20 protein-coding genes are annotated in these 20,116 nt (G+C 43.9%); 9 read left to right on the forward strand and 11 right to left on the reverse strand.

Annotation, left to right across the window (positions count from 1 at the left end; genetic code table 11):
* The first annotated feature begins 1 nt into the window (after window position 1).
* Window positions 2–1,393 carry a sensor histidine kinase gene (locus tag ACQZ43_RS02585; protein WP_430614293.1) on the forward strand — a complete coding sequence of 464 codons (1,392 nt, stop codon included), beginning with the start codon at window positions 2–4 and terminating at the stop codon, window positions 1,391–1,393.
* On the opposite strand, the gene ACQZ43_RS02590 is transcribed toward ACQZ43_RS02585, so the two are convergent.
* From ACQZ43_RS02590 to trmB, 3 genes are read right to left on the reverse strand one after another with little or no spacing between them, the layout of a single operon-like run.
* On the reverse strand, window positions 1,314–1,658 hold the full coding sequence (locus ACQZ43_RS02590; RefSeq protein ID WP_430614294.1) for an MGMT family protein: 345 nt from the start codon (window positions 1,656–1,658) through the stop codon (window positions 1,314–1,316). The genes ACQZ43_RS02585 and ACQZ43_RS02590 overlap by 80 nt on opposite strands.
* The gene (locus ACQZ43_RS02595) at window positions 1,659–2,297 is read right to left on the reverse strand and encodes an amino acid permease (RefSeq protein WP_430614295.1); all 639 of its coding nucleotides are present in this window, start codon (window positions 2,295–2,297) and stop codon (window positions 1,659–1,661) included.
* Window positions 2,298–2,969 (reverse strand): tRNA (guanosine(46)-N7)-methyltransferase TrmB, encoded by a 672-nt coding sequence (gene trmB / locus ACQZ43_RS02600; protein ID WP_430614296.1) that lies wholly within the window; start codon window positions 2,967–2,969, stop codon window positions 2,298–2,300.
* A gap of 149 nt (window positions 2,970–3,118) precedes the next feature.
* Here trmB and ACQZ43_RS02605 point away from each other — a divergent pair, with 149 nt between their 5' ends.
* A complete protein-coding gene (locus ACQZ43_RS02605) occupies window positions 3,119–4,243 on the forward strand; it encodes a glycosyltransferase (RefSeq protein WP_430614298.1) in 1,125 nt (374 codons plus the stop codon).
* On the opposite strand, the gene ACQZ43_RS02610 is transcribed toward ACQZ43_RS02605, so the two are convergent.
* Window positions 4,208–5,251 (reverse strand): sensor histidine kinase, encoded by a 1,044-nt coding sequence (locus ACQZ43_RS02610; protein WP_430614299.1) that lies wholly within the window; start codon window positions 5,249–5,251, stop codon window positions 4,208–4,210. The two genes, ACQZ43_RS02605 and ACQZ43_RS02610, sit on opposite strands and share 36 nt — an antisense overlap.
* Entirely contained in the window at window positions 5,251–5,934 is a 684-nt protein-coding gene (locus ACQZ43_RS02615) for a response regulator transcription factor (protein WP_430614300.1), read from the reverse strand. The genes ACQZ43_RS02610 and ACQZ43_RS02615 overlap by 1 nt, the downstream gene beginning before the upstream one ends.
* Window positions 5,935–6,110: 176 nt before the next feature.
* On the opposite strand from ACQZ43_RS02615, the gene ACQZ43_RS02620 reads away from it, so the two are divergent.
* The 4 genes from ACQZ43_RS02620 to ACQZ43_RS02635 all read left to right on the forward strand — a co-directional run bounded on the left by ACQZ43_RS02620 (window position 6,111) and on the right by ACQZ43_RS02635 (window position 11,694).
* On the forward strand, window positions 6,111–8,846 hold the full coding sequence (locus tag ACQZ43_RS02620; RefSeq protein ID WP_430614301.1) for a TonB-dependent receptor: 2,736 nt from the start codon (window positions 6,111–6,113) through the stop codon (window positions 8,844–8,846).
* Window positions 8,847–9,020: 174 nt separating this feature from the next.
* The gene (locus tag ACQZ43_RS02625) at window positions 9,021–10,181 is read left to right on the forward strand and encodes a hypothetical protein (RefSeq protein WP_430614302.1); all 1,161 of its coding nucleotides are present in this window, start codon (window positions 9,021–9,023) and stop codon (window positions 10,179–10,181) included.
* 108 nt (window positions 10,182–10,289) lie between these two features.
* A complete protein-coding gene (locus ACQZ43_RS02630) occupies window positions 10,290–10,631 on the forward strand; it encodes a T9SS type A sorting domain-containing protein (protein ID WP_430614303.1) in 342 nt (113 codons plus the stop codon).
* Window positions 10,632–10,713: 82 nt separating this feature from the next.
* On the forward strand, window positions 10,714–11,694 hold the full coding sequence (locus tag ACQZ43_RS02635; protein ID WP_430615574.1) for an acyl transferase: 981 nt from the start codon (window positions 10,714–10,716) through the stop codon (window positions 11,692–11,694).
* A 1-nt stretch (window position 11,695) separates the two neighbouring features.
* Here ACQZ43_RS02635 and tyrS read toward each other — a convergent pair whose 3' ends face one another.
* Together tyrS and ACQZ43_RS02645 are read right to left on the reverse strand one after the other, a co-directional pair.
* Complete coding sequence (gene tyrS, locus ACQZ43_RS02640; RefSeq protein ID WP_430614304.1) at window positions 11,696–12,988, reverse strand: tyrosine--tRNA ligase; 1,293 nt, start codon at window positions 12,986–12,988, stop codon at window positions 11,696–11,698.
* Between the two features lie 7 nt (window positions 12,989–12,995).
* Window positions 12,996–13,160, reverse strand: a complete 165-nt coding sequence (locus ACQZ43_RS02645; protein ID WP_430614305.1) for a hypothetical protein — start codon at window positions 13,158–13,160, stop codon at window positions 12,996–12,998.
* 30 nt (window positions 13,161–13,190) lie between these two features.
* Between ACQZ43_RS02645 and ACQZ43_RS02650 the strand changes: the two genes are divergently transcribed.
* Window positions 13,191–14,195, forward strand: coding sequence for an SDR family oxidoreductase (locus ACQZ43_RS02650; RefSeq protein WP_430614306.1), 1,005 nt, complete (start codon window positions 13,191–13,193; stop codon window positions 14,193–14,195).
* Here the strand turns inward: ACQZ43_RS02650 and ACQZ43_RS02655 are convergent.
* From ACQZ43_RS02655 to ACQZ43_RS02665, 3 genes are read right to left on the reverse strand one after another with little or no spacing between them, the layout of a single operon-like run.
* On the reverse strand, window positions 14,137–14,595 hold the full coding sequence (locus tag ACQZ43_RS02655) for a DUF4296 domain-containing protein (protein ID WP_430614307.1): 459 nt from the start codon (window positions 14,593–14,595) through the stop codon (window positions 14,137–14,139). The two genes, ACQZ43_RS02650 and ACQZ43_RS02655, sit on opposite strands and share 59 nt — an antisense overlap.
* Window positions 14,596–14,655: 60 nt before the next feature.
* Entirely contained in the window at window positions 14,656–15,993 is a 1,338-nt protein-coding gene (locus tag ACQZ43_RS02660) for a dihydroorotase (RefSeq protein ID WP_430614308.1), read from the reverse strand.
* Complete coding sequence (locus ACQZ43_RS02665; RefSeq protein ID WP_430614309.1) at window positions 15,993–16,715, reverse strand: polyprenol monophosphomannose synthase; 723 nt, start codon at window positions 16,713–16,715, stop codon at window positions 15,993–15,995. Before ACQZ43_RS02665 ends, ACQZ43_RS02660 begins: the two co-directional genes overlap by 1 nt.
* A gap of 105 nt (window positions 16,716–16,820) precedes the next feature.
* Between ACQZ43_RS02665 and ACQZ43_RS02670 the strand changes: the two genes are divergently transcribed.
* Both ACQZ43_RS02670 and ACQZ43_RS02675 read left to right on the forward strand, forming a co-directional pair.
* Complete coding sequence (locus ACQZ43_RS02670; RefSeq protein ID WP_430614310.1) at window positions 16,821–17,486, forward strand: DUF4271 domain-containing protein; 666 nt, start codon at window positions 16,821–16,823, stop codon at window positions 17,484–17,486.
* An 18-nt stretch (window positions 17,487–17,504) separates the two neighbouring features.
* On the forward strand, window positions 17,505–18,248 hold the full coding sequence (locus tag ACQZ43_RS02675) for a uroporphyrinogen-III synthase (protein WP_430614311.1): 744 nt from the start codon (window positions 17,505–17,507) through the stop codon (window positions 18,246–18,248).
* 231 nt (window positions 18,249–18,479) lie between these two features.
* Here ACQZ43_RS02675 and pckA read toward each other — a convergent pair whose 3' ends face one another.
* The gene (gene pckA / locus ACQZ43_RS02680) at window positions 18,480–20,093 is read right to left on the reverse strand and encodes a phosphoenolpyruvate carboxykinase (ATP) (protein WP_430614312.1); all 1,614 of its coding nucleotides are present in this window, start codon (window positions 20,091–20,093) and stop codon (window positions 18,480–18,482) included.
* Between the last annotated feature and the right edge of the window lie 23 nt (window positions 20,094–20,116).

Raw genomic sequence — 20,116 nt, forward strand, 5'->3', positions numbered from 1 at the left:
ATTGAAAACAACCTCCTTTTATCAAGCGCTATTTATACGTATTCTAGTGATTCTCGCTTGTACGGCTGCTTGTTTTTGGTTTTACCAAAATCAGCAGCTCTTTACCATGTCCTTTTTGGGATTTGTGCTGCTGATTTTACTGGCAGAATTGTATGCGACCATCAAAAAGCACTACGATGCTATTGATCGGGTGTTGCTCGCCATGCTCTACGATGATTTCTCCTTAAAAACAGAGAAAAAGCAGGTCAATGAAACCATGCAAAACCTGCAAAATCTCTATCAAAAACTACAGCAAAAACAACAAGACCACGAATCCAAGGAAGTCGTTTACCTCAACATACTCAACAATCTGGAAACCGGTATACTCATACTCGAAAAAAACGATGCCGATAACTGGGACATCTTTTTAATCAACGATTATTTCGCCAACTACTTTTCCATACCCAAAATCAGAACGTGGAAAAACCTCGAGAAAATGATTCCCAACCTCAGCAACTACATCGCGTCTATCGGTTTTCGCGAAACCAAGTCGTCCATAGACATACGCCTGGAGGGCGAGGAGAAACAAACCTTTATGTTGCAGACTTCCAAAACGCAAACCCAGCACAAGGAATACTACATCATACTCTTGGACTCCATTCAAAGAGTTATGGATAAGAAGGAGAAGAACACTTGGTTGAACCTGATGAAAATCATCTCGCATGAATTGATGAATTCCCTGACTCCCATACATTCACTCGCCTATAACATTCAAGAGATTTTAGAAGAGGACAACTTGACCGCAGAAGACTTAGAAGACATTTCGCTCAGCATTAAAACCATTGTCAACCGCAGCAATCACTTGCAGTATTTTGTCGAGAATTACCGCAAGCTAACCATGTTGCCCACGCCTAGAAAAACGCGGGTTAACCTGACGGACAGCTTGGAAGCCAGCTTAAACATTATGCAGCCGTTGCTCGATGAGCGAAACGTGGTCCTCCACCGTCAATACGCTGCGGATTTAGCGGTATACTGGGACAGTGCACAGTTGGAACAGGTTTTTATCAACTTGTTAACCAATGCGATTCACGCCGTAGCCGAGCAAGAAGACAAAAGCATCAGCGTTGCGACATCGATTGCCCACCAGCGGTTGATTATCGAATTTATCGACTCGGGCTTGGGCATAGCGGAAGAGATTAAAGAGAAGGTGTTTATTCCGTTTTATACCACGCGCAAAGAAGGTGCGGGTATTGGGCTACCCCTGTCTAAAAACATGGTAGAAATGCACGGTGGCTATTTGTTGTACAATCGAAAAGATCAAAAAACGGTGTTTTCTATTCACTTTCCGCTGCAGAGTCTGACGGAGGAATCCACAGATGTGCCTCGAGATGGCGCACTTGATAGTTTTCTATAAGCACCCCTTCGCTTTCCAAGAGCTGCTGCATCAGATGGGTACCGTCGAAATGGTGTTTTCCCGACAGCAAACCGTTTCTATTGACCACGCGATGAGCGGGAATATCTTCGCGTCCGTGAGAAGCATTTAATGCCCACCCCACCATACGAGCAGATCGGGCGGTGCCCAACGCCCTTGCAATTGCGCCATAAGTGGTGACTTTGCCATAGGGAATTTGCGCTACCAACTGATACACCCGTTCAAAGAAATTGTCTTTTTCGTCCATTTACTTCAACAGTTTATACAGGGTTATCAACGCGATAATCCCCGTGATGGTACCGATGCAATAATTGATGTTTTTAAGTAAAAAATGCTCTTCTCGATCGGAGTTTTTAAAAAACGCTATATAGAGATACAGCATTAATGCCGAGCCCAACACCACGCCTATCGACAACAAAAACGTATGCGCCATATAGAAGACGGGGAAGTCGTACGAGGCCAAAGTAATACTCAGAAAAACGTAGTACGGAATGGGAAACACATTGAGTGCTGCCAATAATATTCCGTAGAAAAATCGGTTTTTAATCGCGAGGCTGTTGCCGTCGACCAACTCGCCTTGGGCCTCTTTCTTTTCCTTTTTCTTGGCAAAAAACAAGAAGTACAGCGTGAGTGCACCAAAGATCGCCACCCCGATTTCCTGTAGAGTTTCGGAGATGACCACACTGGACTCGATGAGCTTGGCAAAAAAGATGGCGATATAGGTTTGTATAAAAATGGTGAACAAGGCCCCGAGCACATAGCTATAGGCGCTTTCTTTTCCTTCTTTTAAAGCTATTTTGACCGCAGTCATATTGAGCAATCCCGGTAGGGAAACGCCAATTACTGCGGCTATAAAACCAAATAGCAAAAAATAAAGATATTCCATTTACTTAATTCTAAACTGTATGTATGTGATTGCCTTGTCGTGTTCCAAATATTGTTTTTCGTAAAATGTCTGGATTTCAGTTACTACAGACGGCGCCCCTTCGTTTTTATAAACGTGGTGGTTGGCGTACAAAACCTCATGTCCTTCACCGTGCAACAGCCCCAGTGTATAACCGTGCATAAACTCGCTGTCGGTTTTGAGGTTAACGATACCGTCGGCCTTTAAAATCCGCTTATAGCGCTGTAAAAATTCCGAATTGGTCAGGCGGTGTTTGGTTCTTTTATATTTGATTTGCGGATCGGGAAAGGTAATCCAGATCTCACTGACCTCTGCCGACTCAAAAGCCGATTCGATCAACTCTATTTGGGTTCTTAGGAAGGCGACATTGTGGAGTTTTTCTTCCACAGCGGTTTTAGCCCCTCTCCAAAAGCGCGCTCCCTTGATATCGATACCGATAAAATTCTTGTCCGGAAAGCGCTTGGCGAGTTCCACGGTATACTCTCCCTTTCCACAACCCAATTCCAAAACTATGGGTTGGTCGTTTTTAAAGAACTCCGAATTCCACTTGCCTTTAAGGGGAAAATCACCGACCATTTCTTCTCTGCTAGGCTGAAAAACATTACCAAAGGTTTCGTTTTCTCTAAAGCGTTTTAATTTGTTTTTACTTCCCACTCTATTATTTAATTTTTTGGTAAAATTAAGGAAATATACTTAATGTAAAAGGTTTTTATATTAGACAGTACAAATAAAGCTCTTGAAAACGCCACAGAAACGGCTGTTTTTTCTCTTGTTTTATTTTTTAGTCCTTAAATCCTCTGTAGATGAAAGATCCCATTTTGATTAGCGACCTCAACCGGCCCGTAGCCACCAAGTCGGGTTCCACCAAGAAGCGAATTCTCGTAGCCCCCTTGAACTGGGGACTCGGACATGCTACGCGTTGCATCCCCCTGATCAATGCCCTGATCAAATCCGGTTTTGAACCCGTAATTGCCTCGGACGGTCCGGCCTTGGCGCTGCTGGAAAAGGAGTTCCCCGACTTGCAGTGTTTAAGCCTGCCCTCTTATAAGGTAAGCTATGCCCAGAAGGCCTCGCTCTTTAAGCTGCAACTCATCGTTCAACTCCCCGCCATATACCGCGCTATCGTTCGCGAGCGCCAAGTGCTCAAAAAATGGATTGGCACCTACAGCCTAGATGGCGTTATCTCCGACAACAGACTGGGCATGCACTCCCGACGAATTCCCTGCGTATTCATCACCCATCAATTGAGGATATTATCTGGCAATACCTCTTGGTGGACCACCAAAATCCACCATTATTTTATCCGTAAATTCAACGAGTGCTGGGTTCCCGATTCGGAAACCAAAGAAAATCTAAGTGGTAAACTCGGTCATTTGGAGTCGAGCCCTTTTAACCTCAAGTATATCGGTGCGCTGAGTCGCTTTCACAAAAAGGCCGTCGAGCAGCAGTACGACTTACTGGTGTTGCTCTCTGGACCAGAACCGCAGCGCACGCTGTTGGAAGTCAAATTGCAACGCGAATTGAAGCGATTCGAAGGGCGTATACTCTTTGTTCGGGGACTGATCGAAAAAGAACAAGTTGTGGTGGAGCGGTTTAACAAAACCACCTACAACTACATGACTACGCTACAATTGGAATTGGCCCTCAATCAGAGTGCCATGGTGTTGTGTCGCTCGGGCTATACCACGATTATGGATTTAGCCCATCTCGGAAAAAAAGCGTTTTTTATCCCTACACCGGGGCAATACGAACAGGAGTACCTGGCCAAGGAGCTCGACCGAAAAGGCCTGGTTCCGCATTGCAAACAAGACCGATTTAAGATCGAAGAACTCCAGCGTGTAGCGCTTTATCAGGGGCTAAAAAAGCTCAATAGCCCGGTGTTGTGGAGCGATTTATTTAGCCCGTTCCAGCGTAAACGAAAATTCTGATCCGTAGCCGAACTTGCTTTCGAGATAAATGTGTTCTTCGTGTGCTTCCACGATGTGCTTTACAATGGACAGCCCCAATCCAGATCCGCCCACGGAACGCGCACCGCTTTTGTCGATGCGGAAAAAGCGTTCAAACAATCGAGGAACGTATTTCTCTTTAATACCGTCGCCGTTATCCGTTACCCGAACGATGATTTTGTTGTTGACCAAATCCTCTATACTCACTTCGGTGGTTCCCTTGACCCGACCGTATTTGATGGAGTTCTCCACCAGATTGCTGATCAATTGCACGATGCGATCCTGATCGGCGTAGACCAGGATGGGATTGACGTAATTCATATCGAAAATCAAGGAGATTTCCTTTTGCTCTGCCCGCATTTCCAACAGGTCAAACACGGTTTCCACCGCTTTGACGATATCGAATTCCGAGTAGTTCAAATGCAAGTCGCCGGTTTCCAATTTGGTAATCATATCCAAATCCTTAACGATATAGATCAGGCGTTCCACGCCCTTTTCCGCTCGCTCGAGGTATTTTTTACTGACCTCCTCGTCGTTCATCGCGCCGTCGAGCAAAGTAGAGAGGTAGCTCTGAACGGTAAACAAAGGGGTTTTTAATTCATGTGAAATATTGCCCAGAAATTCCCTGCGGTATTCCTCGCGCACTTTCAACGATTCGATTTCGATTTTTTTGTGCGTGGCAAACTTCTGAACCTCATTGGTCAAGGTCTCCATATCTGTGGTAATGGCTTTGCTGCGCAAAACCGACGAATCCAAGATGGAGACGTTGTCGTAAATCTTTTTTATTCTGCGGTAAACAAAGTGTTCCACGCGGTATTGTATAACGAAAAAGGAAAAAATATAGACGAGGCCGGCAAAGAGAAAGCACAGCAACAGGCTGGCTTCAAAAAACAACACCAGCAAAATCAGCAGGATTAAAAAACTAAATACCGCAATAAACAAGGCGGATTTTAGGGCAAACTTATACGATTTTTTAAAGCGTATACTCATTATAGATCCAATTTATAACCGACACCTTTAATGGTTTTAAACCATTCATCTCCTATTTTCTCTCTCAATTTGCGAATGTGCACATCGATCGTACGTCCGCCAACGATGACTTCGTTGCCCCATACCTTATCCAAGATCTCTTCGCGTTTAAATACTTTGCCCGGTTTGGAGGCCAACAGATAGAACAATTCAAATTCCTTTCTCGGCAAGATGATTTCCACGCCTTCTTTAACAATTTTATACTCTTCTCTATTGATTTCAATCTCGCCGACGTTTAAAATATCGCCGTTCTTTTCCTCTTCTTTAAACCTTCGCAACAAAGCCTTAACCTTACTCATCAATACTTTGGGCTTGACGGGCTTGGTGATATAATCGTCCGCACCAGCATCAAAACCCGCTACTTGAGAATAATCTTCACCACGAGCAGTTAAAAAAGTAATAATCGTATTTTGCAATTCCGGAATTCGTCGAATGTGCTCACAGGCCTCCATACCGTCCATTTCGGGCATCATCACATCCATAATAATTAGATGAGGCTGCTCTTTTTGAGCTTTTGACACGGCCTCTCTCCCATTAGTAGCGGTACTTACTTGGTAACCTTCTTGAACGAGATTATAACCAATAATCTCCAAGATATCCTGTTCGTCGTCGACTAACAAAATCTTAATTTCCTTTTTTTTCATCGTGAGTAGTGCTTGTTTAGAATGGTAAAGATAAAGATAATACAAAACCAAATCATGTGTTAACGGTAATTTAATGTCTTAACCTTTTAATGATTTTAGTACAACAAATTGGTAACAGGGCGGTAACCTGCGAATCACATTAAGGTAATTCATTTGCATAACCTAACACACCAAAAATGAAATTACACGTTTTACTACTCGCTTTGTTATTTACCTGCAGTCTATATTCGCAGAATGGCACCCTAAAAGGGAAGGTCTCCGATTCCGATGCAGGCCTAGCACCACTGGCATTTGCTACTATTAGTATAGCGGGAACCACCCTAGGGACCAGTTCCGACGCCAATGGCCAATACCAATTGTCTCTTCCCTCGGGAAAACACACGGTACTATTTAGTTATTTAGGATATGATACCCAATCTTTTGGCATCACTATAGCAAAAGGCGAAACCAAGACACAGAGTGCGTCCTTATCGTCTAACAGCACCGAACTGGAAGGCGTGGTGGTACAAGCCACTTCCAAGAAAGCCAAGGAAACCGCTTTGTTGCTCGACCAACACCGCTCTTTGGAAATCAAACAAAACATCGGCGCCCAAGAGCTGTCGCGAAAGGGAATTAGCGATGTGGCTGCCGCCGTGGCCAAAACCACCGGCGTGGTAAAACAAGAGGGCTCTGGCGCGATCTTTGTTCGCGGACTAGGCGACCGATACAACGCCACTTCGATGAACGGCTTGCCCATTCCCTCCAATGATCCCGAACGCAAAAACATCAGCTTAGACTTGTTCTCTACCGATATTGTGGAATACATCTCTATCGACAAGACCTACTCGAGTCGCATTTTCGGAGATTTTGCCGGCGGACACGTAGACATCATTTCCAAAGACCACAGCGGCGAGGGATTTTTTAATTTCTCCATCGGATCTCAAGTCAACTCCAATGCGGTTAAACAAGATCAATTCCTGTTGTTGTCCGACCGCAATTACCTGGGATTCTCCAAGAATGACACCCCACAAGACCCGTTGAAAAACTACCAATTCACCAACAGCCTCAACTTAAAAAACAGAGCGCCTTACGGCAGTAACTTTGGTTTCAACACCGGAAAATCTTTTAACATCGGCCAACAAGGTCAATTGAATTTGTTCGCAACCGCTTCGTTTGACAACAAATACAAATTTAAAGAAGGCATGGTAAAATCGGTGCAAGCCCAAGGCGATGCCACCAAGGATTTTGCCACCAAGGAATACGAGTACGCGACCAATACCACCGGGATGTTCAATGCGCAATACAGTCTAAACCCCGACCACAAAATCGGATACAATTTATTGTACATCAACGGTTCATCTGAAAGCAACGAGGAGTACCGCGGTTATATGAGAGATTTGGCCGACGGCGCAGAAGGCGGATTCTTAAGAAGGGGCAATTACGTTCAAAACACCTTATTGGTCAATCAGCTATTAGGAGAACACAAATTGAATGAGCAATTCAAATTAAATTGGGGCGCTTCTTATAACACGATTAAAAGCGACATGCCCGATCGTATTCAAAACACCTTCCGCATCAAAGAAGGCGACTACTACTTTACCACCAATTCCGTAACGGACAACCACCGTTATTATCAAAATCTAAACGAGGATGAGGTTGCGGGACGAATTGCCTTGGATTACAAATTTGGCAAGAAAGACGATTTGTTGTACCGCGGAAAATGGACCGTGGGATACAGCAGCCGCTTTAAAAACTTGGATTTCCAAGCCAGTCAATTCAACTACCGCTTAGGCAATGCCTTGCGCAACGTAGCCGTTGACCCCTATAATTTAGATGCGGTACTCAATAAAACCGGCTTTGAAAACGGCGATTTTCAATTTGAAACCTTCCTGGGCGACCGCAATTTAGATATTGCACTAACGCCGCAAACCTATGAAGGCAAGCAATCAATCAACGGCGGATATACCGCAGTGGAATACGAACTCAACCCCAAATGGTCTGCAGTGGTTGGTTTGCGCGTAGAGCAAATCAGTCAAGAGATCAAATGGAAAACGCAATTGGACTTGGCAGGCGATAAAAACACCTTTGAAAAAACTGCTTTTTTACCGAATTTATCCTTGAAATACGCCTTGAACGACCGAAATAACTTTAGACTAGCCGCTTCCAAAACCTATACGCTGCCGCAGTTTAAGGAAAGAGGTTTGTTTATGTACGAAAAGGCCACGGGATCGATAAAGGGAAATCCGGATCTGTATCCATCAGACGATTATAACTTGGATTTAAAATGGGAGTTTTTCCCGGAGAACGATGAGATTTTCTCCTTAACCGCTTTTGGTAAATACATTCAAAACCCGATTAACGAGATTACGATTACCTCATCCTCAGACGATATATCCTTTGCCAATACCGGAGATTCGGGCTATGCAGCGGGTATAGAATTAGAGATTCGAAAAAACCTATTCACCTTTGACGATACCCATAAAATTACCGGGGGCTTAAACGCAGCCTATATGAGAACACATCAGGAATTGGATTCTGAAAAAGTGCGCAAAGAGAACGCCTTTGGAGCCGATTTCACCCACGACACCGCTAGTTTCACTGGAGCAGCAGACTTGGTGATGAACGCCGACCTGAGCTATATCAAAGAATGGAACGACCGCAATATTATGGCTACGATTTCGTATGCTTATATCTCGGACCGCATTTACTCTTTGGGATCGCAGCAATTGGGCAACTCGGTAGACAAGGGCTTTGGAACTTTGGACTTTATCTTTAAAACCAAACTGAGCGAAAAGCTGGGCTTGGGTATAAATGCCAAAAACTTACTCGACCCCAAACTGGAGCGCGTACAGGAAAATCTCGATCAGAACATTTTGGTTCAATCGTATAAATTGGGCAAGAGTTTTAGCCTGAGTTTAAACTATCAGTTTTAAGCATCTCCTTCAAAAGCAGTCTTCGGGCTGCTTTTGACGTTTTTAGCCTTAACGTTCTTAATACTGAGCTAACACAAAGACAACCTGGGAATATTAATTCGATAATATTCTCTTAACCACCGATAAAAGACTAATTCGCAAATTTGTATAACACTAATCAATTAACCAAAAACAATGAAAAAACTAGTTAGAAACGCATTCGGAATTTTATTATTATCCTCTTTAACCTTAGTGAGCTGCAGCAGTAGTGATGACAACAGTGATCCTATAGAAAACGGCGACGGGTTTGTACTTAATGAAAACAACTTCAACGGAAAAATCTCCAAGGGAACCGTAACCTTAGACGCTTCAAAAACCTATATATTAAACGGTAGAATTCTGATAGAAGACGGTGCTTCACTAGTGATTCCAGCAGGAACAAAAATCATTGGAACCGGCGGAACCACTTCGTTTATCGCAGTAGCTCAGGGAGGAAAAATATTTGTAAACGGCACAGCTGAAAAACCGGTAGTCATGACGGCCAACATTCAAGAGCAAGCCCAGTGGGGTGGTTTGGTAATCTGTGGAAAAGCCCCTATCAACAAGGGAAAAACCGCTACGGCAGAGGTATCTGAATTGACCTATGGTGGTGATATCGCCAACGACAGTTCGGGATCGATTACGTATTTAAGAGTAGAATACGCTGGAGCGCGTTTTAACACGGAAAAGGAATTCAACGGCATTTCTTTCTTCGGTGTAGGTAGCGGAACCAAAGTGGAATACGTACAAGCTTACAAAGGAGCCGATGACGGATTTGAGTTTTTCGGAGGAACGGTAAACACCCAATACTTGGTGTCTAACGGCAACGAAGACGATCAATTTGACTGGACAGAAGGCTGGACAGGAACCAACTCCAACTGGTATGCTAAATTGGATTTTGGCAGAGGGAATCGCGGTATAGAAGCCGATAACAATGCAACCAACAGAGCGGCAACACCGATTGCCAACCCGACGATCAAAAACATGACCTTAGTCGGATTGGGCGAACAAGGCGCGGAGCCACAAGGACTTAAATTGAGAGAGGGTACCAAAGCCAATATCGACAATTTGGTATTGAGCAACTTTACCGTTGGATTTGATGTGGAGCACGACGAGACCTTGGCCAATGTAGCCAACGGTTCTTTAAAGATTACCAATGTTAAATTTGACCAGATAACGACTAAGGCAAAAGGGAAAAATACGGCAAAAGAAAGCGTTAACGTAGACGGTGTATATACCGAAAACGATGGTGCCACTGGAGCGGGCCAAGGAAATGCTGTTCCAACTTGGGCAAAGGGATGGACTATCGGTTTATAAGCATTTAAACCCTAAAAATGTTAAAAAAGTCATCTACTCCCCGTAGGTGACTTTTTTTTGGTATTATATTTGAAATAAATACTTATATTTACGCTACAATACTGTTATATGGAAAAAAAGTACTTATATATTTTATCGCTCTTTCTCTTACTAGGCTTTAATGCCTTAGTATACGGACAAGTTGCCGATCCCGTTACCGTTTCGAAACCCGCAGAGAGTATCGAAGGGCTACAGTTGTATCCCAACCCGACCTCCACAGGAAAAGTTTATATCATTAGCAACAACAACCTTCCCAAGGAAATTGGCCTCTATGACATTTTAGGCAAAAAGATATTTAGCACGTCACTGACGACAAAAGAGTTAAACCTCCCCAACATCAATCCCGGAGTGTACCTCATTAAAATCAAGGAAAAAGACGCTACTGCTACGCGAAAATTAGTCATTCGATAGTCGTTCTTCTTTTAGATATAATTCAAAGCATCGATAAATTTCGATGCTTTTTTATTTGTATTTTTGTATAAAATAAATGGACGTGATTACAGCAGAAGACATCATTCAAATCAACACAACCAAGGAATTCCAGAAAATGGCCTTGAAGACCTTTCGTTTTCAATACGACCACAACAGCGTTTACCGACAATTTTGCGATTTGCTTCACCGAGACCCTTCTCAAGTAAAGGCCATATCCGACATTCCATTTCTGCCGATTGAGTTCTTTAAGAGTCGGACCGTTTTGAGTTCCACCGCGGCTGTACAAACCACTTTTAGCAGCAGTGGCACCACCGGCATCGTGACGAGTCGGCACCACATCACCGATTTGTCGTATTACGAGCTCAGCTTTAGAAAGGCTTTCTCCCATTTTTACGGCAATATTGAAGACTATGTGATTTTGGCGCTACTGCCGTCGTATTTGGAACGCGAAGGCTCTTCCTTGATCTATATGGTCAACGATTTGATCGAGCAATCCAATCATCCCGACAGCGGTTTTTACCTTCACAACTATGCCGAATTAACGCAAAAAATCCTTCAATTGGAACGAGAAGGACAAAACACCTTATTGATTGGCGTGACCTATGCCTTGTTGGATTTGATCGAGCTGCAAACCTTCGAGCTCAAGCACACCGTCGTAATGGAAACCGGAGGTATGAAAGGCAAGCGCAAGGAGATGATTCGCGAAGAATTGCACGACTTGCTCTGTGCGGGATTTGGCGTCCAAGAGATCCACTCGGAATACGGCATGACCGAATTGCTGTCTCAGGCCTATTCCCTAGGCCATGGCGTGTTTGAATGTCCGCCGTGGATGGATGTATTGATTCGCGATACCGAAGACGCGCTGACTTACCTACCCGACGGCAAAGCCGGAGGTATCAACGTCATCGATTTGTCCAACTACTATTCGTGTTCGTTTATAGCCACGCAAGATTTGGGCAAAAAACAACCCAACCATTCTTTCGAAGTGTTGGGTCGCTTTGATCATTCCGACATCAGAGGTTGTAATCTGATGGTGGTTTAAGTTATTTTACTACCAAAACAAAATAGTTCTTTTTCCCCTTTTGCAGCAATACAAATTGGTCGTTGATCAAATCTTGTGGTGTAATGATATAGGCTTCGTCTACCTTTTCTTTGTTGACCGCAATCGAATTGGCTTGTAGCGCTCGTCGCGCTTCTCCATTGGAGGCTGTGAATCCGGATTTACCGGCCAAAGCATCGATTATGGTCATTCCCGCATCCAAGTCAGAACGGCTGATTTCCGCCTGTCCCACGCCTTCAAAAACATCTAAAAACGTTTGTTGATCCAGTTGTTTTAGATCGCCAGACGTAGAGTTTCCAAAAAGGATGTTGGAGGCTTTGATCGCATTTTCCAAATCGGCTTGTGAATGCACCATCGTTGTCAACTCGGCAGCTAAACGCTTTTGAAGCACGCGCAGATGCGGCGCTTCTTGATGTTCTGCCGTAAGTGCTAGGATAGCTTCCTTAGCGATAAAGGTAAAAATTTTGATGTATTTCTCGGCATCGGCATCGGAGGTATTCAACCAATACTGGTAGAATTTATAGGGCGATGTTCGCGCTGCATCCAACCAGATATTACCGCCTTCGGACTTTCCAAATTTGGTTCCGTCTGCTTTGGTAATCAACGGACAAGTCAGGGCGTAAGCCTTACCGGAAGTCACTCTGCGAATCAATTCGGTACCTGTGGTGATATTGCCCCACTGGTCTGAGCCGCCCATTTGCAGCGTCACTTTTTTCTCTTGAAACAGGTGCAGGAAATCGTATCCCTGCAACAATTGGTAGCTAAATTCCGTAAAGGACATGCCCTCAGCAGATTCTCCTGTAAGGCGTTTTTTTACCGAATCCTTAGCCATCATATAATTAACGGTGATGTGCTTTCCGATTTGACGAATAAAATCCAAAAAGGAGAAATTCTTCATCCAATCGTAATTATTCACCAATTCCGCCGCATTATCCGTACCGGAATTAAAATCTAAAAAACGCTCCAATTGCGCTTTAATGGCATTTTGATTTAGCAGTAAGGTTTGTTCGTCCAGCAAATTTCTCTCGTTGGATTTGCCCGAGGGATCGCCAACCATACCGGTAGCTCCACCGATTAAGGCCACGGGTTTATGTCCGGCCAACTGAAAGTGCTTGAGCAACATCACCCCTACTAAATGTCCAATATGCAATGAATCGGCTGTTGGGTCGATTCCCACATACGCAACACGCATTTGCTCCAACAAATGTTCTTCGGTGCCTGGCATCACGTCGTGGAGCATTCCTCTCCAAGTCACTTCTTCAATAAAATTTTTCATCAAGTTCTTATTTTTTACAAATATAGACAATTGAAAGGCAATTGAAATATTTTTCACAAAAAGTCACTTCGCAAAAAAGGGGTTTCGCCCCGGCTGCCGTTTTTTTATCCCGCTGCGCGCATCGCTCTTTTGCCGGCCCTGTTTGCGGAATAGCGCCTAAAAATTTCATCATGTAAAACTTATCTTTTACATTTGTATGGATATGATATTAGTTACAGGAGGTACCGGTATGTTGGGAGCGCATCTATTGCTCGACTTGCTTCGCAAAGAGGAGGTGGTTCGCGCTATATATAGAACGGAAGCGCCCATAGAGAAAACGCGAAAACTATTCGCAGACCGCGACTGCATGGATTTATTTCAGAAAATCGAATGGGTGGCTGCGGATTTAAACGACATTCCCGCCTTGGAACGCGCTTTTGAGCAAGTGACCCGGGTATACCACTGTGCGGCCTATGTTACCTTCGACCCCAAGGAAGAAGAAGTACTGCGCAAAACCAATATCGAAGGCACGGCAAATCTCGTCAATCTGGCCATAGCCTATAAGGTGGATAAATTTTGTCACGTGAGTTCGATTGCCGCCCTGGGCGAAACGATCGACAAGGACAAGCGCATCGACGAAAAATCGAATTGGAATCCCGACGGGTTTCACAGCGATTACGCCATCAGCAAATACGGCAGCGAAATCGAAGTGTGGCGCGCCAGCCAGGAAGCACTACCGATTATCATCGTCAATCCAGGTCTAATTTTCGGAACGGGATTTTGGAATCAGAGCTCGGGCGAACTGCTCAACAAAATCCATCAAGGCATGCCGTTTTACACCAAGGGTAGCGTCGGTGTCGTTGCGGTAGAAGACGTGTGCTCGATCATGATACAGTTGATGGACAGTTCGATTAAAAATCAGAATTACGTGCTGGTTTCGGAAAACATCGGCTTTCAGGACCTGCTCAACGAACTGGCCGATTCGCTTCACAAAAAAAGACCCAATCTATACGCCTCCCCTTTTAGCACGGGCATCGCCTGGAGACTGGATTACCTAATTTCGCTGTTGACAACAAAAAAAAGAAGCTTTTCACGGGCTACCGCAAAAGCTTCTCATGCTACTGTTTTATACGATAATTCGAAGATAACGCAAACGCTGAATTACGCGTTTATTCCTGCGTCCGACTTCTTAAAACCTTTGTGTCAAGCGTATCTGCAGTCACTTTAAGCTTGATTGCTTTGGCTTTTTCGTCGGCTTCTAAGCGTTCCTTCTTCTCTTGTTCTTCCTTTTCCAAGGCCGCCAATTCCGCTTTCTTTTCCTCCAAGCGCTTTCGGATGTCTTCTTGAATTTCAAAATACGATTCGTTGCCCAGCTCGATGTAATAACGGTTGTTTTGGGCAAAGGTCAGGCTGTCGATTTGGTATTTTTTCAACACCGCATCGGCGCGCACAATCGACAAGGTGGTATCGGCGTAAAACGCACTGGTATTGTCAATACCTCCCAGCAGGGCAAAGTCGTATAAAATATCGACCATCTTATCTCTTTCGATAAATTTTTTGGGCTTCTCCAACTCCTTTTTACAGGAGACCAGCGCCAAAAGGCCGCATAATAAAATCAGTTTTTTCATAGCTAAATATTTTTTAAGCAACCGCCTACACCTGAGGCACAGGCGGTTATCAGGCCGAAATTACCTCAAAAACAACAAGCGTTGTCCGGCTTTTTCCGCACTGGCTTCGCCGTTTTCCCAAGCCAAATGGCCGTTGACAAAAGTATGGGTAATCCGCGCATTAAAGGTTTGCCCTTCAAACGGAGACCAACCGCATTTGTACAATATATTGTCTGTAGCAACCGTCCAAGGTTGAGCGGGATTTACCACAACCAAATCGGCGTGGTAGCCTTCGCGTAAAAATCCTCGTTTTTCAATTTGAAATAAAATCGCCGGGTTATGGGCGGTTTTCTCCACGATTTTCGCCAGGCCAATCTGTCCGTTTTTACTCGCTTCCAACAGGGCGACCAGTGCGTGCTGTACCAAAGGTCCTCCCGAAGGCGCCTGACTGTATTTCTTTGCTTTTTCCTCTAAGGTATGCGGGGCATGATCGGTTGCGATAACATCGATGCGGTCGTCGAGTAAGGCTTCCCAGAGCGCCTTGCGGTCTGCAGCCGTTTTAACTGCGGGGTTCCACTTGATTAAATTGCCTTTGCTCGCGTAGTCCTCATCCGAAAACCAAAGGTGATGCACACAAACTTCTGCGGTAATCCTCTTTTCACTCAGTGGAATATCGTTTCTAAACAAAGCGGTTTCCCTTGCGGTAGACACGTGAAAAACGTGTAGTCGGGCCCCGGTTTTCTCGGCCAGAGCAATCGCTTTGGAAGACGACAAATAGCAGGCCTCGGCACTGCGGATCAACGGATGTGCTTCCACGGAAATATCCTCGCCATACAGCTCCTGATAGTGGGTTAGATTTTGTTGTATCGTCGCTTCGTCTTCTGCGTGTACGGCGATCAACATCGAAGTACTCGAAAAGATCCGCTCCAAAACGTCTTCGCGATCGACCAACATATTACCGGTAGAGGAACCCAAAAAGAGTTTGATCCCCGCCACGTTTCTCGGATTGGTTTTTAACACCTCTTCCAAGTTGTCGTTGGTACCGCCCATCATAAAGGAGTAATTGGCGAAGGACTTGGCGCTGGCTATGCGGTACTTGTCTTCCAACAAGTCTTGAGTAACGGCATTGGGAACGGTATTGGGTTGTTCGATAAAGGAGGTGATTCCGCCGGCGATAGCCGCGCGAGACTCGCTTTCGATATCGCCCTTATGCGTTAGACCGGGTTCTCTAAAGTGCACCTGATCGTCGATCATACCCGGCAACACATAACAGCCTTGTGCGTCGATAACCCGAACATCTGCACTGCTTTCGATATGCGGTGCTATTTTTGCGATTAAGCCGTCTTCGACGAGTATATCGGCAAAAAAAACCTGTCCTTCATTGACCAGTTGTCCGTTTTTGATTAAAAAGCTATTCATTATAGTTTGTTTAGTAGTTGTTTGATTCGAAGCGTCACCACGCCAAAAACCGCTTCTTTGATAATGCCGTTGGACATTTTAGAGGCGCCTTCGGTGCGATCGGTAAAGATGATGGGGACTTCGACGAGCTGAAAGCCCAAGTCGAAGGCGCGGTACTTCATTTCAATTTGAAAGGCATAGCCGATAAAGCGGATTTTATCCAATCGAATGCGCTCCAAGACCTCGCGGCGGTAGCATATAAATCCGGCGGTGGTATCGCGAATTTTCATCCGGGTGATAAAGCGGACATAAACCGAAGCGAAATACGAAAGCAAAACGCGGTTTAAGGGCCAATTGACCACATTTACGCCCGTTACGTAGCGCGAACCGATACTCATGTCGGCACCGTCTTCACAGGCCTTTAAAAGCAAGGGCAGGTCCATCGGGTTGTGCGAAAAATCGGCATCCATTTCAAAAATATGGGTATAGCTGCGTTCCAAAGCCCATCTAAAACCGTATACATAGGCGGTTCCCAAGCCTTCCTTTTGTTGTCGCACCTCTAAAAAAAGGCGATCGGGATATGCGCTTTGCAAAGACCGCACTGCTTGAGCGGTACCATCGGGAGAATTATCATCCACGACCAAAACGTGAAAATGTTGGGGCAAACTCATCGTCACGGTAATGATACGCTGTATATTTTCAATCTCGTTATACGTGGGAATGATAACAACTCCTTGGACCATTTTAAAAGTGTTTACTTGCAAAAGTAAACTTTTTATATAAAGTTATTTCACAAATAAATTACAATATCCTTTTCTGAAAAAAAATTTAGTAATTTTACACCCGTTATGATGGATATTACATTAACCCAAAGAGTGATTGAGAACAAGGATTGGGCAACGCTATTGTTTTTGCTTTGCTTTGGCATTGTAGCAATCAATAGAAACGTCTTTGAAGTTCGCTTTACAGAATATCTACGGCTTATCGTATCGGAGAAATACACCAAAATTTACAAGGACAGCGCCAACCTCAAAAGCAGCTTTACCGTTTCGCTGTTTTTTGTACAGCTGATTTCGGGTACGTTCTTTGTACAAATTTGCCTTAAGAGCTTTGGATACCTCAACCACTATTCGTTTATATCCTTTATACGCATCTTAAATTTCATCACCTTTTTTATTTTAGCCAAATACCTGATCGAAAAAATCGTTGCGATTGCCTTTAATATAGAGGAGTTCTCGGAACAATTCAATTTGCAGAAAGTCAATTACCGAACCTACGTATCCCTGTTGATATTACCGGCAAACCTAATTCTCTTTTACAATGATTTCTCGAGCAAAATCCCCCTTTTCATTATTATGCTTGCATTAATGATAACAAACATCATCTTATATATTATCTTTTTAAGGAATTATCAAAATTTAATTCTTAATAGATTATTTTATTTTATTTTGTATCTTTGCACTCTTGAAATAGCTCCCTATTTTTTCCTTTATTATTGGTTTACAAAATCTTAGAGCATTAGAACATAAATTATGAAAGTGAAAACAATTTTGGTTTCTCAACCAGAGCCTAAAGTAGAAAATTCACCGTACTTCGAATTACAGCAGAAGTTGAAGGTCAAGTTTGACTTCCGACCTTTTATCCATGTTGAGGGGGTATCCGCTAAAGAAATTCGCCAGCAAAAAATCGATTTAAACAACTATACAGCGATTATTTTAACGAGTAAAAACTCTGTAGACCACTTTTTTCGTGTAGCTGAAGAAATGCGATATAAAGTCCCTGAAACGCTAAAGTATTTCTGTCAATCGGAAGCTGTAGCCTATTACCTTCAAAAGTATGTGGTATACAGAAAGCGAAAAATCTACGTAGGTCTTAAAGACTTTGTCGATATTGCTCCATTGATTAAGAAATACAAGGACGAAAAATTCTTACTGCCGGCATCGGATCAGTTGAACAGCGATGTTCCAACGACGCTCAATGCTTTAAAGATCGACTGGACAGAAGGTGTTTTTTACCGTACCGTGATGAGTGATTTGTCTGATTTAAAAGATGTGTACTACGACGTACTGGCCTTTTTTAGCCCTACGGGAATCAAGTCGCTATTTATGAATTTTCCAGATTTTGAACAAAACAATACGCGTATAGCGGTATTCGGAAGCACTACACAGAAAGAAGCTCTAGACCACGGTTTGCGAGTAGACATCATGGCACCAAGCCCTGAAGCGCCCTCTATGACTATGGCCTTAGAAAAATACATTGCCAAAGCCAATAAATAAATCTTTTGACTGCGCTCAAACGACAAAGCCACTTCCGCAAAGAAGTGGCTTTGTCGTTTATACACCAGCCAAGCCGGCTACTACCGTCTCATATAAAACCCCAAGCCCCGCATCAAGGATACCGATTGCAGCCTACAGATCGGCACGACTTGCCGTCGGCTGCAAAATCTATAAAACAAAAAAAGCCGGATGATTAAAAATCATCCGGCTTTTGTATTTCCAGAGGTTATCCTAGATTTGCGGCCCTGCAGCCACTAGAGATTTTCCTTCTTCATTATCGGTGTAATTCGCAAAGTTCTTTACGAACAAAGCAGCTAAATCCTTGGCTTTAGCATCCCATACTGCCGCGTCTTCGTAAGTGTTTCTCGGATCTAAAATAGCGGTATTTACCGCATTTAGCGCCTTAGGCACCACCAAGTTAAACACGGGAACGATTTCCGTTTCGGCATTTTCGATAGAACCGTCTAAGATGCAGTCGATGATTGCACGGGTATCTTTGATAGAGATTCGCTTACCTGTACCGTTCCATCCGGTATTTACCATATAAGCGGTTGCTTGGTGCTCTTCCATTTTCTTTACCAATTCTTCTCCGTACTTGGTTGGGTGTAAAGACAAGAATGCCTTTCCAAAACAAGCCGAGAAAGTTGGCTCAGGTTGCGTAACCCCTCTTTCGGTACCGGCTAATTTGGCGGTAAAACCAGAAAGGAAGTAATATTTTGTTTGCTCTGGCGTCAATTTAGAAACCGGAGGCATTACGCCAAAAGCATCTGCCGTTAAGAAGATCACTTTAGTAGCATGTCCCGCTTTAGAAACTGGCTTAACAATATTGTCGATGTGATAAATCGGATAAGAAACCCTTGTGTTTTGCGTGGTAGAACCGTCTTTAAAGTCGATAACTCCCCCGTCTAAAACCGTTACGTTTTCCAACAGTGCATCTCTGCGGATTGCACCGTAAATATCCGGTTCGTGTTCTTTGCTCAAATCGATGGTTTTGGCATAACAGCCGCCTTCAAAATTGAAAACACCGTCGTTGTCCCATCCGTGTTCGTCGTCGCCGATTAGCTCGCGTTTTGGATCGGTAGAAAGCGTTGTTTTTCCCGTTCCAGACAAACCGAAGAATACCGCTACATCACCGTCTTTACCCTTGTTGGCAGAACAGTGCATAGAAGCCATTCCCTGCAATGGCAAATAGTAGTTCATCATGGCGAACATACCCTTTTTCATTTCCCCACCATACCAAGTACCTCCAATAATTTGGATTTTCTCTGTAAGGTTAAAGGCGATATATACTTCGGAGTTCAATCCGTAGTCTTTGTATTGCTCAAAAGTCGCTTTAGACGCATTCATCACCACGAAATCTGGCTCGCCAAAGTTTTCCAACTCTACTTCAGTAGGGCGGATAAACATATTTTTGACGAAATGAGCTTGCCAAGCCACTTCCATGATAAAGCGCACCTTGAGGCGCGAGTTTTCATTGGCACCGCAAAAAGCGTCTACCACATAAAGTTTTTTGTTGGAAAGTTGCTTTACGGTAGTTTCCTTAAGCGCATTCCACGTATTTTGATCGATGGGTTTGTTGTCGTTTACACTCTGTGGAGAATTCCACCACACTGTATTTTCCGTAACCGCATCTTTAACTATATATTTATCCTTAGGCGAACGTCCTGTAAACACACCTGTCATTACATTAACCGCCCCAAGCTCTGTTACCTCGCCTTTTTCGAACCCTTCTAATTTTGGGCTAATTTCCTCGTCGTACAAATATTCGTAAGACGGGTTGTAAATAATCTCAACCGCATCTGCAATTCCGTATTTTTCTAACGAGATAGATTTAGAAACATTCATATCTATAAAATGTGTTGTTGTTA

Source organism: Flavobacterium sp. JP2137, from assembly GCF_050562195.1.
Taxonomy (GTDB): Bacteria; Bacteroidota; Bacteroidia; order Flavobacteriales; family Flavobacteriaceae; genus Flavobacterium.